Source organism: Streptomyces angustmyceticus, from assembly GCF_040701845.1.
GTDB classification, from domain to species: domain Bacteria; phylum Actinomycetota; class Actinomycetes; order Streptomycetales; family Streptomycetaceae; genus Streptomyces; species Streptomyces angustmyceticus_A.
The window spans coordinates 462,657-478,533 of record NZ_JBFBHQ010000005.1 but is presented as its reverse complement, the minus strand read 5'-3'; the positions used below and the strand labels follow the sequence as shown (position 1 = coordinate 478,533).

At 72.7% G+C, this 15,877-nt stretch carries 16 protein-coding genes and 1 tRNA gene; 3 read left to right on the top strand and 14 right to left on the bottom strand.

Going from position 1 to position 15,877, the window contains the following annotated elements; translation table 11 throughout:
• Positions 1–19 precede the first annotated feature (19 nt).
• Positions 20–1,387 carry a glycosyltransferase 87 family protein gene (locus tag AB0411_RS15265; protein ID WP_366417738.1) on the top strand — a complete coding sequence of 456 codons (1,368 nt, stop codon included), beginning with the start codon at positions 20–22 and terminating at the stop codon, positions 1,385–1,387.
• 103 nt (positions 1,388–1,490) lie between these two features.
• On the opposite strand, the gene AB0411_RS15260 is transcribed toward AB0411_RS15265, so the two are convergent.
• The 9 genes from AB0411_RS15260 to AB0411_RS15220 all read right to left on the bottom strand — a co-directional run bounded on the left by AB0411_RS15260 (position 1,491) and on the right by AB0411_RS15220 (position 6,875).
• Positions 1,491–1,724 (bottom strand): hypothetical protein, encoded by a 234-nt coding sequence (locus AB0411_RS15260; RefSeq protein ID WP_366417737.1) that lies wholly within the window; start codon positions 1,722–1,724, stop codon positions 1,491–1,493.
• Positions 1,725–1,727: 3 nt separating this feature from the next.
• Positions 1,728–1,976 carry a hypothetical protein gene (locus AB0411_RS15255; RefSeq protein WP_366417736.1) on the bottom strand — a complete coding sequence of 83 codons (249 nt, stop codon included), beginning with the start codon at positions 1,974–1,976 and terminating at the stop codon, positions 1,728–1,730.
• Between the two features lie 420 nt (positions 1,977–2,396).
• Positions 2,397–2,469: transfer RNA gene (locus AB0411_RS15250), tRNA-Ala, on the bottom strand.
• A 113-nt stretch (positions 2,470–2,582) separates the two neighbouring features.
• Positions 2,583–3,236 (bottom strand): histidine phosphatase family protein, encoded by a 654-nt coding sequence (locus AB0411_RS15245; RefSeq protein WP_366417822.1) that lies wholly within the window; start codon positions 3,234–3,236, stop codon positions 2,583–2,585.
• Positions 3,233–3,667 carry a ribosome silencing factor gene (gene rsfS / locus AB0411_RS15240; protein WP_086718168.1) on the bottom strand — a complete coding sequence of 145 codons (435 nt, stop codon included), beginning with the start codon at positions 3,665–3,667 and terminating at the stop codon, positions 3,233–3,235. Before rsfS ends, AB0411_RS15245 begins: the two co-directional genes overlap by 4 nt.
• 255 nt (positions 3,668–3,922) lie before the next feature.
• Positions 3,923–5,758 (bottom strand): LytR C-terminal domain-containing protein, encoded by a 1,836-nt coding sequence (locus tag AB0411_RS15235; protein WP_366417735.1) that lies wholly within the window; start codon positions 5,756–5,758, stop codon positions 3,923–3,925.
• Positions 5,759–5,782: 24 nt separating this feature from the next.
• The gene (gene nadD, locus AB0411_RS15230) at positions 5,783–6,394 is read right to left on the bottom strand and encodes a nicotinate-nucleotide adenylyltransferase (protein WP_366417734.1); all 612 of its coding nucleotides are present in this window, start codon (positions 6,392–6,394) and stop codon (positions 5,783–5,785) included.
• Between the two features lie 52 nt (positions 6,395–6,446).
• Positions 6,447–6,608: a hypothetical protein gene (locus AB0411_RS15225; RefSeq protein WP_366417733.1), complete on the bottom strand. Its 162-nt coding sequence runs from the start codon at positions 6,606–6,608 to the stop codon at positions 6,447–6,449.
• A 117-nt stretch (positions 6,609–6,725) separates the two neighbouring features.
• Complete coding sequence (locus AB0411_RS15220) at positions 6,726–6,875, bottom strand: hypothetical protein (protein ID WP_366417732.1); 150 nt, start codon at positions 6,873–6,875, stop codon at positions 6,726–6,728.
• 153 nt (positions 6,876–7,028) lie between these two features.
• Here AB0411_RS15220 and AB0411_RS15215 point away from each other — a divergent pair, with 153 nt between their 5' ends.
• Positions 7,029–8,120: a M48 family metallopeptidase gene (locus AB0411_RS15215; RefSeq protein WP_366417731.1), complete on the top strand. Its 1,092-nt coding sequence runs from the start codon at positions 7,029–7,031 to the stop codon at positions 8,118–8,120.
• On the opposite strand, the gene AB0411_RS15210 is transcribed toward AB0411_RS15215, so the two are convergent.
• From AB0411_RS15210 to proB, 5 genes are all read right to left on the bottom strand, one after another.
• Positions 8,117–9,241 carry a hypothetical protein gene (locus tag AB0411_RS15210; protein ID WP_366417730.1) on the bottom strand — a complete coding sequence of 375 codons (1,125 nt, stop codon included), beginning with the start codon at positions 9,239–9,241 and terminating at the stop codon, positions 8,117–8,119. The two genes, AB0411_RS15215 and AB0411_RS15210, sit on opposite strands and share 4 nt — an antisense overlap.
• Before the next feature lie 107 nt (positions 9,242–9,348).
• Entirely contained in the window at positions 9,349–10,005 is a 657-nt protein-coding gene (locus AB0411_RS15205; RefSeq protein ID WP_366417729.1) for a hypothetical protein, read from the bottom strand.
• A 62-nt stretch (positions 10,006–10,067) separates the two neighbouring features.
• Entirely contained in the window at positions 10,068–11,336 is a 1,269-nt protein-coding gene (locus AB0411_RS15200; protein WP_366417728.1) for a glutamate-5-semialdehyde dehydrogenase, read from the bottom strand.
• Between the two features lie 72 nt (positions 11,337–11,408).
• Positions 11,409–11,903 carry a hypothetical protein gene (locus tag AB0411_RS15195; RefSeq protein ID WP_366417727.1) on the bottom strand — a complete coding sequence of 165 codons (495 nt, stop codon included), beginning with the start codon at positions 11,901–11,903 and terminating at the stop codon, positions 11,409–11,411.
• A 237-nt stretch (positions 11,904–12,140) separates the two neighbouring features.
• Positions 12,141–13,265: a glutamate 5-kinase gene (gene proB, locus AB0411_RS15190; RefSeq protein ID WP_437042113.1), complete on the bottom strand. Its 1,125-nt coding sequence runs from the start codon at positions 13,263–13,265 to the stop codon at positions 12,141–12,143.
• Positions 13,266–13,706: 441 nt separating this feature from the next.
• Between proB and AB0411_RS15185 the strand changes: the two genes are divergently transcribed.
• Positions 13,707–15,794: a hypothetical protein gene (locus AB0411_RS15185; protein ID WP_366417725.1), complete on the top strand. Its 2,088-nt coding sequence runs from the start codon at positions 13,707–13,709 to the stop codon at positions 15,792–15,794.
• Positions 15,795–15,877 lie beyond the last annotated feature (83 nt).

The following is a 15,877-nucleotide window of genomic DNA, read 5'->3' as shown; positions in this document are numbered from 1 at the left end:
TCCTGGGGAGCCGTACGCCGTGACCGCGCTGGAGCTGGAAGCGCCCACCGACCCCCGCGGCACCCGCTCCGGCCTGGGCATCCTCCGCCGGCACCCCACCCGCGCGGCGGCGCTCGCCTGCCTGGTCTCGTTCACTGCCTTCTGGATCGTGCAGCGCCTCGCCCATGTGACGATGCTCGACCTCATGGTCTACCGCGCCGAGGGCCTCACCGTCCGCAACGGCGGGTCCCTCTACGACATGGTGGCGACCTCGGCGCACCTGCCCAACACCTACCCGCCCTTCGCCGCGCTGCTGTTCACCCCGCTCACCCTCCTCGGCGTGCCGGCGATGCGCACCCTCGCCACCGCCGGCAACCTCCTGCTGCTCCTCGCCGTCGTCCACCTCTCGCTGCGCCTGGTGGGCCGGCCCCGGCGGCTCCCCGGACCGGCGGCCACGCTGGCGCTCTCGGCGCTGCTGGTGTGGTGCGAGCCGGTGTGGACGACGCTGCGCTACGGCCAGATCAACCTGCTGCTCGCCGCCCTCGTCCTGTGGGACCTGACCCGCAAGGACAGCCGGCGGCTCGCGGGCCTCGGCATCGGCATCGCGGCCGGCCTCAAGCTCACCCCGGCGCTGTTCGCCGTGTTCCTCGCGCTGGCCGGGGCCGTCCGGGCCGGGCGGCTGCTCCGCTCCGGCGCGGGCCCGCGCGGCGCCTGGAACCCCTGGCTGCGGCAGGCCTGCGTCGCCACCGCCGCCTTCCTGGCCACCGCCCTCCTCGCCGCGCTGGTGCTGCCGCGCGACTCGCACCGCTTCTGGACCGGGACCGTCTTCGCCGCCGACCGGGTCGGCGAGGTGGAGATCACCGCGAACCAGTCGCTGCGCGGCGCCCTCGCCCGGCTGCTGCACACCCACGACCCCGGCCTCGTCTGGATCGTGGCCGCCGCCCTGGCCGCGGCCCTCGGCCTGACGCTGGCGGTCCGGTCGCTGCTGCACGGGCACCGCGCCTGGGCGGCCGTCGCCTGCGCGGCCACCGCCCTCCTGGTCAGTCCGATCTCCTGGTCCCACCACTGGGTGTGGGGCGTGCCGACGCTGATCCTGCTCGGCTCCGAGGCGCTGCGCCGGACCGGCCCCGCCGCCCGCCGCTGGTGGGCGGCGACCCTCGCACTGGGCCTGTGCTTCGGTTCCTTCGCGCTGTGGTGGGTGCCGCACCGCTGGCACCGCCACGAGGAACTGCACCAGAACGGCGTCCAGATGCTGCTCTCCGACGTCTATCCGCTCGCCGGCCTGGCCCTGCTGGCACTCACCGGCGCCCGGCTGTGGCGGCACGGCAGACGGCCGGAAAAGGGCAACGGGCCCCGGACGGCCGCTGCCGGCGGGGGTGCGGAACCGTCCGCCCGGGCGGCGGAGTGACAAGGACGTGGCGGCCGTCGAGCCCCCGGTTCCAACGCCGCCCGCGACTGGGGAAGTTCCGCCGCGTCCTGGCTGCCGCCGCCTTCGCCGGGGCGGGTCCCGCTCAGGCCGTGGCGAACGAGTAGAACCGCTTCAGCGTGCAGTGTTCGTCCAGCAGCCGTCCGTAGATCGGCTCCCCGTCGAGCTCCCGGTAGGTCTCGATGGGGTCGCCCTTTATGACCAGGGCGCGGGCGCATTCCTCGCACCAGTACTGGTAGTCGGTGTTGAGCGGTTCCATGTCGCGGACGATCGGCGTACCGCTGCCGCACCAGTCGCATTTCCTGCTGTGGGCGCCCATCCATCAGCTCCAACTGTGGCCGCAGGCCGTACAAACGAAGGAGATGCCCCCGTGGTCCCCCAGCACCTGTGCCACATGGGAGGAGCCGCAGGACGGGCACTGCAGCGCAGCACCGTCGTCGCCGGCGGCCAGGGGGAGGGGAGCATCAACGGGGCAGGTGAAGCGGAGCGCGTACTCCGGAAGCCAGTCATCACCTTGCGCCTCGGCCACTTCGAGCAGGTCGTTGACCTCCTCGAGGATGCTCGTGGGCATCGCGTTGTCTCCTCCCCTGCCGGCGCCGTCCGATTCTGCCACGGACCACGGACCGGGTCAGGTCCGCCTTCTCGCCATCGCGGCAAGCCTCCCATGCGCCCTGCCAACGGGACTTTTGCGCCGCGGCGTTGGCGGGCGGTCCGGCGCCCCGCGGGGGCGGCATCCTCCTGTGACGGCCGTTGCCGAGGACGTCGTGCCGCGGCACGGTCCTCGGCAGCCCCACGCCGCCTCCCCCATGACATCGCCGCACGGGAGACACGGCCGGAGACGGCGGCACGGGGCGGTCTCGCGCGGACCGGGGCGCACGGCCCGGCCCGTACGGAGGCCGGGCACCACACCGGCAGCGCTCGGCCACGGAGACGGAGATCGCGTCCTACGCAAAGATCCCGCCTCCGTCTGGAGGCGGGATCTTCCGGGTTGTGGAGCTAAGGAGAATTGAACTCCTGACCTCCTGCATGCCATGCAGGCGCTCTACCAACTGAGCTATAGCCCCGGGTCTTGTTCCGCTCCCCCGGGTTTCCCCCGGCGGCGCCGCGAACAAGAAGAACTTTAGCCTGCGACCTGCCCGGATGTGAAATCCGGGTCGGCCGGGGCGGTCCGACGGGGTCAGTCGTCGTCGCCGAGCACCGGCTCCGGCAGGGTGCCGGCGTTGTGCTCCAGCAGGCGCCAGCCCCGGGCGCCCTCGCCCAGCACGGACCAGCAGCAGTTCGACAGGCCGCCCAGGCCCTCCCAGTGGTGGGCCTCCAGGCCGAGCAGCCGCCCGATGGTGGTGCGGATGGTGCCGCCGTGGCTGACGACGACCAGGGTGCCGTCGTCGGGCAGCTTGTCGGCGTGGTTGAGGACGACGGGTGCGGCCCGGTCGGCGACCTCGGTCTCCAGTTCGCCGCCACCGCGCCGTACCGGCTCACCGCGCTTCCAGGCGGTGTACTGCTCGCCGTACTGCGCGAGGATCTCGTCGTGCGTCAGCCCCTGCCAGGAGCCCGCGTAGGTCTCCCGCAGGGCCGCGTCGTGCGTGACCTCCAGGCGGGTGAGCGCGGCCAGCTCGCTCGCGGTGGTCGCGGCCCGCTGCAGGTCGGAGGCGATGATGACGTCCGGCCGCAGGGCGGCGAGCAGCCGGGCGGCGCGGCGCGCCTGGCCGCGGCCCTCCTCGGTCAGCTCGATGTCCGTCGAGCCCTGGAAGCGGCGCTCCAGGTTCCACGCCGTCTGGCCGTGGCGCCAGAGGACGATGCGGCGGCCCCGGCCGCCCTTGGTGCCGTTCAGCGCAGCTCTCCGTCCTGCTCGCCCGCCGTGGCCTCGGCGTGCTCGGCGGCCTTGCCGCGGGTGGCCTTGGCCTCCTCGGGGAGGTCGATCTCGGGGCAGTCCTTCCACAGGCGCTCGAGCGCGTAGAAGACCCGCTCCTCGCTGTGCTGGACGTGCACCACGATGTCGACGTAGTCCAGCAGGACCCAGCGGGCCTCGCGGTCGCCCTCGCGGCGCACCGGCTTGGCGCCGAGGTCCTTGTTGAGGCGTTCCTCGATCTCGTCGACGATCGACTTGACCTGGCGGTCGCTGGGCGCCGAGGCCAGCAGGAAGGCGTCGGTGATCGAGAGGACGTCGCTGACGTCGTACGCGATGATGTCGTGCGCGAGCTTGTCGGCCGCGGCCTGCGCGGCGGCGTTGATGAGCTCGAGGGAACGGTCCGTGGCGGTCACAAGCGGCTTTCCGGGTCGAGGGCAGCCTCTCCGGCGGCAGGGGCATGGCTCACTGCTGAGCCGCGGCGCGGGCCGCGGTCCCCATGGGCGACCGGATCGGCGGTCAAGTACCCCTCAAGGGTCTCACGGACCACCGACACTCCCGACTGGGTTTTCGAACCAGCCGGTCGGTTCCGGTGTCCGGGCTGGTCAGCGCGGGGGCACAGGGGCGCCCGGCCCGCCGGTCAGGACCGACGGGGCCGGGCGCGCCTCCCGTCAGCCCTTGAAGTCCTGTCCCAGGACCACGGTGATGTCGGCGTTCGAGGCGCCCTTGCCCTGCCCGACCACGCCCGCGGGCAGGCCCAGGGTCTTGGCGACCTCGGCGGCCTTGGCCTTCTGGGCGGCGTCCGCGTAGGTGATCTTGGACGCGGCGGCCGGGCCGGCGGTGCCCGCGTCGACGAAGCTGTAGCCGCCGTTGAGCAGCGCGACCTGCGCCTTGCCGGTGGCGCCCTTGGTGCCGGTGGCGTTGCGGACGGCGACCCGGGCGGTCGCGTCGGGAGCGGTCTTCTTGACCGTGCCGCCGAGCACGTTCTTGACCACACCGGTCGCGGCGGCCTGGCTGAGCGTGCCGTTGGCCTGTACGGGCAGCAGCGCCGTGCGGTACGCGCCGGTCTTCGCCAGCTCCGCCCGCTGCGCCAGCGAGCTGCCCAGCTGGCCCTCGGTGAGCGGCGGGTCGAGCACCTGCAGCAGCGACTTCACGGTGGCGGTGGCACCGTCGGCGTCGCTGGAGACCTTCTTCAGGGTCGCCTGCATGACCTGGCCGAACCGCTGGAGCTGGCGGGTCTGGGGCTCGCCCGGCGCCTGGTAGGTGGCGTAGGCGACGGCGGCCTGGCCGCCCAGGTCCTGGGCCCTGCCCTGCTTGACGACCGGGGAGGCGCCCTTCTTGGCGCCGGGCACGGTGGCGTCGGTGTCGAGCGTGATCCCGCCCACCGTCTCGACGAGGTTCTCCAGGTACGGAGTGTCCAGCCGCCAGCTCGCCTTGAGATCGGCGCCCAGGAGGCTGTTGAGGGAGTCGCGGGTCGGCTCGGTGCCGTCGTCCTTGACGGACTTGCCGAGGGTGGTGCTGCTGCCGTCGTCCTTGGGGACGACCAGGCTGTTGGGCAGGAGGACGGTGGTGCCCTTGTGGGTGGTCTCGTTGTCCACCAGCAGCGCCGTGGAGCTGCTGCCCGTCTTGGTGTCCCGGAGGTGGACGACGAGGACGTCGCGCTTCTGCCCGCCGGCGGCGGCCGCCGGGCCCGCGGCGGAGCCGGCCAGGCCGGGCAGTTCGCCCGCCCACCACAGGTAGCCCGCGCCGCCGGCGACCAGCAGGGCCAGCACGACGGACAGCGCGACGATCCGGCTGCGGCCGCGCCGCTTGGCCTCCTCGCGCCGCTCGGTGCGGCTCTCGGTGAACTTCAGCCAGTCGATGACGTCTTCGGAGTCCTCGTCCGGCTCCTCGATGAAGGAGAACTGCTCGGTGTGGTACTCCTCGCCCTCGCCGGGGGGACCGGGCGGGCCGCCCGCCGCGGCCGGCTCCGCGCCCTCCTGCGCCGGGGCGCGGCGCTGGGCCGGCGGCCGGGGCTGCGCGTCGTGCTGCGGGGCGGGCTCGTCGTAGCGGGGCTGTTCCGCGTAGGAGGCCTGCTCGTACGGGGACTGCTGGGCCTGCTGCGGGATCCACTCCTGCTGGTGCGGCTGCTGCTGGGGGGCCTGCTCGGGCCGGGCGTAGGGGTCGTACTGCTGGGGGTGGCCGTGGCGGTCCTGCACCTGGGGACGGCCGTAGGCGTCGTAGCCGTACTCCGTCTGCCCCTGGTACGTCCCGTGCCCGTGCTGCCCCTGCGCCGCCTGGCCGCCGCCCTGTTGGCCGCCGTAGGGGTCGTAGCCCTCGTAGGCGGACGGGGCGGGCTGCTGCCCGTAGGCGTCGTAGTGCTGCTCGTACGACGGCTGTGCGGCGTCGCGGTACACCGGCTGCCCGTAGGCGTCGTAGGTGTAGCTCGTCTGCCCCTGCTGCTCCTGGGCATAGGGGTCGTGGGCATACGGGTCCTGCGGCCCGTACGGATCGTGTCGGTCGCTCACCGGTGCCCCTTTCCGTCAGCCCCGTCAGCGGTCGTTGCGGTACAGCTGTTTTTTGTCGATGTAGCGCACCACACCGTCCGGCACCAGGTACCAGACCGGATCCCCCTGGGCGACGCGCGCCCGGCAGTCGGTCGAGGAGATGGCCAGCGCCGGCACCTCGATCAGGGACACCGCACCCGCGGGCAGCCCGGGGTCCGCGAGGACGTGGCCGGGCCGGGTCACCCCGATGAAGTGGGCGAGCGAGACCAGCTCCGCGGCGTCGTGCCAGGTCAGGATCTGGCTGAGCGCATCGGCGCCGGTGATGAAGAACAGATCCGCGTCACTGTGCTCCGCACGAAGGTCACGCAGCGTGTCTATCGTGTACGTCTTGCCGCCGCGGTCGATGTCGATCCGGCTGACGGAGAACTGCGGGTTCGACGCGGTCGCGATGACCGTCATCAGATACCGGTCCTCGGCCGGGGACACCTGCTTGTGGCTCTTCTGCCACGGCTGTCCCGTCGGCACGAAGACGACCTCGTCGAGGTGGAACTGGCTGGCCACCTCGCTGGCGGCGACCAGGTGTCCGTGGTGGATCGGGTCGAACGTCCCGCCCATCACTCCGAGTCGCCGCTTCACGGGCCCTGTGTGCTCTCCCATGCGTGCAGACCCTACTGGGCGCCGCGTGATGCCGGGGGCCGGGTGCCGGGGCTCAGCGGTCCCGGTTGAAACGGGTCGTGATCCAGAGCAGGAGGATCAGGACAAACAGGGCGCCGCCGCCGGTCACGAAGGGGCTCAGGCTGGCGTGACCGCCCTCGTGTCCGGGCTCGGCGGCGAGGGAAACCAGGGACTGTGCGGTGGTGTGCAGGCTCATCGTCAGCAGGACCAATCCGGGCTGGGGCGGGCAGAGACTTCCACCACATCGTAAGCGCCGCCTCACCCCGGGCTCACGCCGACTCCGTCCCCGCGCCCCGGAAGAGGCCTCGCGGCCTCAGTCCTGGCCGTAGCCGCGCAGCAGGAACCAGGCGAGCAGGGCGGCGCCCACGACGCCGGCAATGATCACGGTGCGCAGGATCCATCCGGGTCCGCCGTCCCTGGCGGTCTCCTGGGCTGCGGCGAGCAGCACGCTCGGATACGGCATGACGGTGCGCTCCCTCGGGTACGGCCCGCGCGGTGATCCGGGCGGGTCTGTGCGGTCATCGGTGCGATCGCCAGCGTACGCCCGAGCATCCAATCTCCTGTCGGTGGCGTCCTCTAGTCTGAATCACACGCAGTCGAACAGGGGGAGGCCCCAATGACGGAGAGCCCAGGCGGCAGCGCGAACGTACCGAGCCGGGACCGGCGGCGGTTCCCCGGCATCTCGTCGCGGTCGTACGAACACCCGGCGGACCGCTCGGCGCTGGTGGCGCTGCGCAAGCTGAGCGGGTTCGACACCGTCTTCAAGACGCTCAGCGGCCTGCTTCCGGAGCGCAGCCTGCGGCTGCTGTTCCTGTCGGACTCGGTGCGGGTGGGCGAGCAGCAGTTCGCGCACCTCTACGACATGCTGCGCGACGCCTGCTACATCCTGGACCTGGAGAAGGTCCCGCCGATGTACGTCAACCAGGACCCGCAGCCCAACGCCATGTGCATCGGTCTGGACGAGCCGATCATCGTGGTGACGACCGGCCTGGTCGAGCTGCTCGACGAGGAGGAGATGCGGGCGGTCATCGGCCACGAGGTCGGCCATGCGCTGTCCGGGCACGCCGTCTACCGCACGATCCTGCTGTTCCTGACGAACCTGGCGATGAAGGTCGCCTGGATCCCGCTGGGCAACGTCGCGATCATGGCGATCGTGACCGCGCTGCGCGAATGGTTCCGCAAGTCGGAGCTGTCGGCGGACCGCGCCGGGCTGCTCGTCGGGCAGGACCTGCAGGCCTCGATGCGCGGGCTGATGAAGCTGGCCGGCGGCAACCACCTGCACGAGATGAACGTCGACGCCTTCTTGAAGCAGGCCGACGAGTACGAGGCGGGCGGCGATCTGCGCGACTCCGTGCTGAAGATCCTCAACCTGCTGCCGCGCAGCCACCCGTTCACGACCGTGCGGGCGGCCGAGCTGAAGAAGTGGGCGGCCAGCCGCGACTACCAGCGGATCATGGACGGCCACTACCCGCGGCGGGACGAGGACAAGGACACCTCGGTCTCCGACTCGTTCCGGGACTCCGCGGCCCACTACGCCGACTCGGTGCGCAACAGCAAGGACCCGCTGATGGGCCTGGTGCGCGACATCGCGGGCGGTGCGGGCGACCTGGGCGGCAAGCTGCGCGACACGGTCTTCCGCGGCGGCGGCCGCCCCGACGGCCCGGGCAGCAACGGCACCGGCGGCACCGGCCGTCCGGAGGACTCCTAACGCAGCGGGTGGCTCGGCTTCGGCTGGGCGGAGGACGCCAGCTCACCGCAGAGCGAGGGGTTGGCGCGGTCCCTGGCGTAGGGGTCGGTGCCCCTGGGGCGGTCCTGGCCGGCGTGCTGTCCCGCGAACAGCGGGCGCAGCGCGTCGGCGGGCCGCGAGGAGCAGGCCAGCGGCCCGGCCTGCAGGCTGCTCTGCACGACCTCCAGGCGGTGGTCGTTGAGGTTCTCCCGGCTCAGCCGGAAGTGCACCTCGCGCCGGACGGTGACCAGCGAGGCGGCGCCCGGGGTGGGCTTGCCGACCCCCTGGCCCGGGCCGGTGCCCGGCGCGCCGGGGGCGGGCCGGACGGCGTAGACGAAGGTGTAGTCGGCGGTCACGTCGAGCGCGTCCGGGCTCAACTCCGAAGCGGCGAGCGTGCCGTTGACCCGTACGCTCCGGTCGGCGAGCCGGGTCTGCTTCGGGTCGAAGCGGACCAGCCACCCGGTCGCCGCGTCGTGGCCGTTGTCGTCGGGACGCGCCAGGCTGCGGTCGAACTGGTCGAGTTGGCCGGTGTCGAGCAGCAGCCGTACCGGCCGTACGGACCCGCCGGTGAGGGTGCCCGGGTCCAGCGAGGACCGCACGATGTAGTCCTTCGCGATGGTCAGGGCGGAGACGATCTGGCCGTCGGAGAAGTGCTCGGTGCGGACGACGGCGGGCAGGTTGATGCCCGCGGCACCGATCCGGTAGTTGGCCGCGGGGCTGTGGGCGAAGAGGTCGGCGGGCTTTGCGCCCGGTACCGCCCCGGACGGCGCGAGCGGCACCACCGCGGACCGCAGCGGCTGCGCCCGGACGGTCTCCGGGGTCTTGTAGGGGTGGCGGATGCCCATGTAGACGGCGGTGCCGAAGGCGAGCACGATCAGCAGCACCAGCAGGACGGCCTGCCGGGAGCCGCCCAGCCGCATCCACGCGTGCCGGGTCCGGACGGCCGGCGAGTGGTGCTCGCCCAGCCGCTCGTCGGCGGAGAACTCCTGTAGTCGCGCAGCCCGGACGAACGATTCGTCGAAGACGACGGATCGGTACTCGTCCTCACCACCTCCCGGGGCGCCGTTGGGCGTCCCTTCGGGAGGGTCACCAGGCCCGGTCATACAACAAGAGTAGGTCGGCCGGGGCGAAGGTAAACGCCGGGGCGGCGGGCAACTTTGCCGCGGGATCGCGTTTCGAAATCCCGTTTTGCGGGCACGGCGCCACGCCGTCAGTCCGGCCTGGGCACCGCCGAGAACGACGGGCGCAGGGGCTCGGCCGACGGCAGCGACGGCAGGCCGGGGCGCGCCGTGCGGACGCTGTCCACCCCGCTGGTGGTGGGGGCGTCCACGCCGCTGGACGTGGGCGCCGGTGCCGGGCTCTGGTTCCGCCCCGAGGAGCCGCGGTAGACGGCGCTGAAGGCCAGCGCGACCAGCCCGATGCCCATCACCACGGCCAGCACCCAGGCGACCGGGCGGTGCCAGCGGGTGCTGCTGCGGTAGGGCCGCAGCGCGCCGCCGTAGGGGCCGTACGGGCCGTAGGGCGGGTAGTCGCCGAGCTCGCCGTCGTCGTACTCGGCGTAGTCGGTGTACCCGTCGTAGGCGTCCCCGCGGGCGCGGCGGTGGCCGCGGAACCCGGGCTCGTCGGGGTCGTCGCCCTCGGGGCCGAAGCCGGGCCCGGAGCGGGCCGCCTCGGCCTCGGCCCGCGCCTCGGCGGCGGCCAGCATGCGCTCGACCGCCGAGGGCTCGTGGATCTGCGCGGACCGGACGAATTCCTCGTCGAAGACCACGGAGGCGAATTCTTCGTCCGCGTTTCCGTGGCTCCCGTGGTGGTGCTCGTCGGGCTCTTCACCGTCCGGGAACGGCTTGCCCCCCACGTCGTCCGGCACCCGTCCAGGTTAGCCCCGGGCCGTCGATTTGGGCAGGGAGAACGGGGAATCCGGGGGACGCTTCAGCGGGTGTGGCCGTCGCCCGTGAGGATGTACTTGGTGGAGGTCAGCTCCGGCAGTCCCATCGGGCCGCGGGCGTGCAGCTTCTGCGTCGAGATGCCGATCTCCGCGCCGAAGCCGAACTGGCCGCCGTCGGTGAAGCGGGTGGAGGCGTTGACCGCGACGGTGGTGGAATCCACCAACTGGGTGAAGCGGCGGGCGGCGGCCTGGGACGTGGTGACGATCGCCTCGGTGTGGCCGGAGGTCCAGCGGCGGATGTGCGCCACCGCCGCGTCCAGGTCGGGCACCACGGCGGCCGCGATGTCGTAGGAGAGGTACTCCGTCGCCCAGTCCTCGTCGGTGGCGGGGGCGACCAGCCCGGGGCCGGCCTGCTGCCAGGCGGCGTCGCCGTGCACGATCACGCCGGCCTGGGTCAGCGCCTCCAGGGCGCGCGGCAGGAACTTCTCGGCGATCCCGGCGTGCACCAGGACCGTTTCGGCGGAGTTGCAGACGCTGGGCCGCTGGGCCTTGGAGTTGACCAGGATGTCGACGGCCATGTCGAGGTCGGCGGCCTCGTCGACGTAGACGTGGCAGTTGCCGGTGCCGGTCTCGATCACCGGGACCGTGGAATCCTCGACGACCGTACGGATCAGGGACGCGCCGCCGCGCGGGATCAGCACATCGACCAGGCCGCGGGCGCGCATCAGCTCGCGCACCGAGTCGCGGCTCTCGCCGGGCACCAGCTGCACCGCGTCGGCGGGCAGCCCGGCGCTCTGGACGGCGTCGCGCAGCACCTCCACCAGGGCGCTGTTGGAGGCGTAGGCGGAGGACGAGCCGCGCAGCAGCACCGCGTTGCCGGACTTCAGGCACAGCGCGGCGGCGTCCACCGTCACGTTCGGCCGGGCCTCGTAGATGATGCCGATCACACCGAGCGGGACCCGGACCTGCCGCAGGTCGAGGCCGTTGGGCAGGGTCGAGCCGCGCACCACCTCGCCGACCGGGTCGGGCAGCGCCACGACCTGGCGGACGTCGGCGGCGATGGCCGCGATCCGCTCGGGGGTGAGGGTGAGCCGGTCCACGATCGACTCGGCGGTGCCCGCGGCCCGCGCCCTGGCGATGTCCTCGGCGTTGGCGGCGACCAGCTCCCCGGTCCGCTCCACCAGGGCGTCGGCGATGGCGAGCAGCGCTGCGTCACGGGCCGTACGCGGCAGCGGCGCCAGGACGGCGGCGGCCTCCCGCGCGCGGCGGGCGGTCTCGAGGACGGGCGAGGTGTGCGATGCGCTGCTGGTCATGGCCGCAGCCTAACGGGGCGGCGGGCCGCGGCCACGCGGTATCTCACAGCGCGGGACGCGGACGACCGCGGGTCAGAAGGGATGGACGCCGACCGGTGAGGCCGGTGGCGGACCGTAACCCTCCGCGACGCGCTGGTGGTACGTCTCGCGGTCGATGACCTCCAGGCCGACGATCTCCCACGGCGGCAGCTTGGCCGTCGAGCGGTGCTCGCCCCACAGCCGCAGCGCGACCGCCGCGGCGTCGTGCAGGTCCCGGGCCTCCTCCCAGTAGCGGATCTCGGCGTGGTCGTTGGCGTAGCGGCTGGTCAGCAGGAAGGGATGGTCGTGGGCGAGCTGTTCCAGCGCCCGCCGGACCTCCTTCAGCGGGGACTCGGCGCCCGAGACGCTGAGGGTGATGTGCCACAGCCGGGAGGTCTCGCGGCGCCCGCCCTCCGGGCCGTGCCGTGCCGTCCCGTCCGGCCGGGCACCGCGGTCGTCCGGCCGGACGGTGTCCTCGCCGGTGCCGACGCTGGTCAGTGCGCGCTCCGCCGTCCCTCGGGGCAGCGCCCCTGGGCGCCCTCGTCTCACCGGCGGCCTCCTGTGATGAGAATCGCTCCGCCCCCGGGGGTGCGGAGCCGTCGTACGTCGGCGGGTGCGCTCGCGCGCTGCGGGCGCCGCTCCCCACGGCGCCCCCGCAACAAAGTTGACCAGCCCGCGGCCCGTCGCGGGGGCGTTTTCACCAAGGTCTGTACGGAAAGGCTGGTCTCCGCACCGCGCGGTGGCGGGTGTGCACGGAACGTGACGACGGTCGGCCGGCGGGTGCCGTCAGGGGTGCAGCAGCACCAGATCGTCGCGGTGCACGACCTCCCGCTCGTAGGCGGGGCCCAGCTCACGGGCGAGATCGCGGGTCGAACGCCCCATCAATCGGGGGATTTCCCTGGCATCGAAATTGACGAGGCCCCGGGCGACCGCGCGGCCTTCGGCGTCCCGCAGCTCGACCGGGTCACCGGCGGAGAACTCGCCGTCGACGGAGGCGATGCCGGCCGGCAGCAGGGAGGAGCGCCGTTCGACGACGGCCCGCACGGCCCCGTCGTCCAGGACCAGGGCGCCGCGCGGCGTGGAGGCGTGCGCGAGCCACAGCAGCCGGTCGGCGGAGCGGCGTCCGGTGCGCAGGAAGTGGGTGCCGGTCGAGCCGCCGGCCAGCGCCTCGGCGGCGTGCACGGCGGAGGTCAGGACGACCGGGATGCCGGCCGCGGCCGCGATCCGGGCCGCCTCGACCTTGGTGACCATGCCGCCGGTGCCGACACCGGCCTTGCCCGCGCTGCCGATGGAGACGCCCTCCAGGTCCCCGGGCCCGCGCACCTCCGCTATCCGGGAGGTGCCGGGGGCGGACGGGTCGCCGTCGTAGAGGCCGTCCACGTCCGAGAGCAGGATCAGCAGGTCGGCGCGGACGAGGTGGGCGACCAGGGCCGCCAGGCGGTCGTTGTCGCCGAACCGGATCTCGTCGGTGGCGACGGTGTCGTTCTCGTTGACGACCGGCACGGCGCCCATGGCCAGCAGCTGGTCGAGGGTCCGGTAGGCGTTGCGGTAGTGGGCCCGGCGGCTGGTGTCGTCGGAGGTCAGCAGGACCTGGCCGACCCGGCGGCCGTAGCGGGCGAAGGACGCGGTGTAGCGGGCGACCAGCAGGCCCTGGCCGACGCTGGCGGCGGCCTGCTGCCGGGCCAGGTCGCGGGGGCGCCGTTCGAGCCCCAGGGGGGCCAGGCCGGCCGCGATGGCTCCGGAGGAGACCAGCACGATCTCCTTGTCCTGGTGCTTGGCCAGCACGTCCACCAGCGCGTCCACACGGTCCGCGTCCAGTCCCCCGGCGGCCGTGGTCAGCGAGGACGAGCCGACCTTCACCACGATCCGGCGAGCATCCTTCACGTCCTGCCTTGCGCCTGCCACCTGCATACCCCTGTGCTTGCCGATCCCACCGCCGTACGGGGGACTGCCGTCCGGCCCGCACCACGGCCCTACGGGCGCAATCTACGGCAGGCCGGCCCACCGGCGCTTCGCGATATCGCCTGGCGGACGCCCTGCGGACACCCGGCCGGGGCCCGGACCCCCCTGCCACGGCGCGCCGGAAGGGGCGCAGAATGGGCGCCGGAGTTCCTGGCTTTTTCTCCCCTATACGGTTTTCCTTAAGACGGAAGCCGAGGCCAAGAGGTTGCGTTCGATTGGTCCGCTTTCGCGGTGATGAGAGCCACAGCAGATTGTCACCAAGGCCAACAAGGTCATACGGTCGGGTGTCCATCGGTCCCGTATCGCCGCTCCGGCGGCGTCGCAGCGCGGGACCCGGCCGCCCCCCTCGGCCTCCCCTTTGACCTTTCGTGCTGCCAGGAGCCCTCCCCCGTGCCTTCCGCCGGAATCGCCCCCCGCCGAGCCGTCCAGCTCGCGGCACTCCTTGCGATGATGGTCGCGTTCACCGCCCAGTTGGTCGGTGCGCTGCTGCCCGTCATCCCGCTGTTCATCGCCGCATCCGTGGTCAACCTGGGTCTCGACCTGGTCCTCCAGCACAAGCAGCCCGGCCTGCTCGCGGTGCTCGGCCGGATCCGGTTCGACGTCACGGTGCGCCAGTTGCTGCGCGACATGCTGATACTGGTCGGCCTGCTGCACATCGACGGCATCAACCCGCTCGAGGAGCAGGCGCCGCTCACCATCACGCTGCTGCTCTTCTACGGCACCCACTTCGTGTGCCAGGCGGTCGCGGTGCTGGTCCGCAGGACCCGCAGCCTGCCGTTCGTGACCCGCAACATCGACGCGAGCGCGCTGCGGCTGTCCGACGCCCCGCCGCGCATCCTCTCCCGCCAGACGGGCCGCCGCCTGCTGCGCTTCTCGGTGCCGACCACCACCGGCATGATGCTCACCGCGATCACCACCGACGCGTACTGGGGCGGCATCGGCCTCGCCGTCTCCCTGGCCCTGTCCGCCGGCGGCACCCTCTACCTGGGCACCTGGCTGCTGCCCAAGAAGCGGGTGGCCGGCGAGAAGCAGGCCCTGGCGTGGCTGGACAACTGGCTGACGGAGTACCAGCCGACCGTCGGCATGTACTTCTCCGGCGGTTCCTCCTCCGCCTACCAGGCCAACATGTGGCTGAGCACCCTGGCCTCCCTGGACGGCAACCCGATCATCGTGCTCCGCGAGCGCTTCATGGTGCAGAAGATCGAGGCCACGGACGTGCCGATCGTCTGCATCCCCAAGGTCGCCAACCTGATGCGCCTGGAGCACTCCACGCTCAAGGTCCTGCTGCACCCGGCGAACTCCGGCAAGACCTCGCAGATCCTGCGCATCCCCTCCATCAAGCACGCCTTCACCAACCACGGCGAGAGCGACAAGCTGTCCTCCTGCAACCCGTACGCCAAGGCGTACGACGAGGTGTGGGTGGCGGGCCCGGCGGCCCGTGACCGCTACCAGCTCGCCGACATCGGCGTCGAGGACAAGGACGTCATCGAGGTCGGCCGCCCCCAGCTGGCCCCGATCCAGCCGTACGCGGGCGCCCCGGCCGACCGGATGACGACCGTGCTGTACGCCCCGACCTGGGAAGGCTGGGACGGCAACCCGGGCAACACCTCGGTGATCCTGGCGGGCGAGAACATCGTCCGCGAGCTGCTCGCCGACGAGAACGTGCGGCTGCTGTACAAGCCGCACCCGATGACCGGTTCCGTGGACCCGCGCGCGGGCGCCGCCAACACCCGCATCCAGACGATGATCACGGAGGCGAACACCCGGCGCAGCGGGGCGCGGCCCGGCCCTGAGGCCGCCGCCGAACTGGCCCGCCGCACCGAGGAGCTCAACGCGCTGACCACCTCCGCGTTCCGCAAGAGCGCGGACGAGCTGGAGCGGATGCGGCTGCAGGGCACTCCCCAGGAGGGCCGCGCCGCCGCCGTGGACGCGGCCGTCACCGCCTGGGAGGCCGCGTACTGGAACTCGTTCCCCGAGTGGGAGCACCGCATCATCACCACCGCCCGCCCCGGCATCTTCAGCTGCTTCAACCAGGCGGACGTGCTGATCAGCGATGTCTCCAGCGTCGTCTCGGACTACCTCAGCAGCGAGAAGCCCTACGCGGTCGCCAACACCTCGGGGATGACCGAGGACGACTTCCGCGCGAACTTCCCGACGGTGCGGGCGGCGACGATCCTCACGCCCGAGGCGGACGGCGTGGCCGGTCTCCTCGGCGCGGTCCGCGACCCGGGGCAGGACACCCTGGCCGCGGAGCGGGCCGAGCTCAAGGAGCACCTGCTGGGCCCGTCGGACCCGCCGTCGTCGGTCCGCTTCAACCAGGCCGCCCTGGATCTGGCCGCGAAGGCCGACGAGCGGCGCGTCCGGATGGAGAACCGGCTGTCCGGTATCCCCGGCCAGCGCTCCCAGGAGGACGTGGACGCCTCCGAGACGGCCGGACAGGAGTCCAACGGCGCCTCGGACACCACGGCCGCCGTCTAGGCCGCAGCGGGCCGCTCACGGCCTCGCGCCGGCACCGCGGCGCGGCGCAGCAACGGGGAAGGCCCCCGGGAGGAGAACTCCCG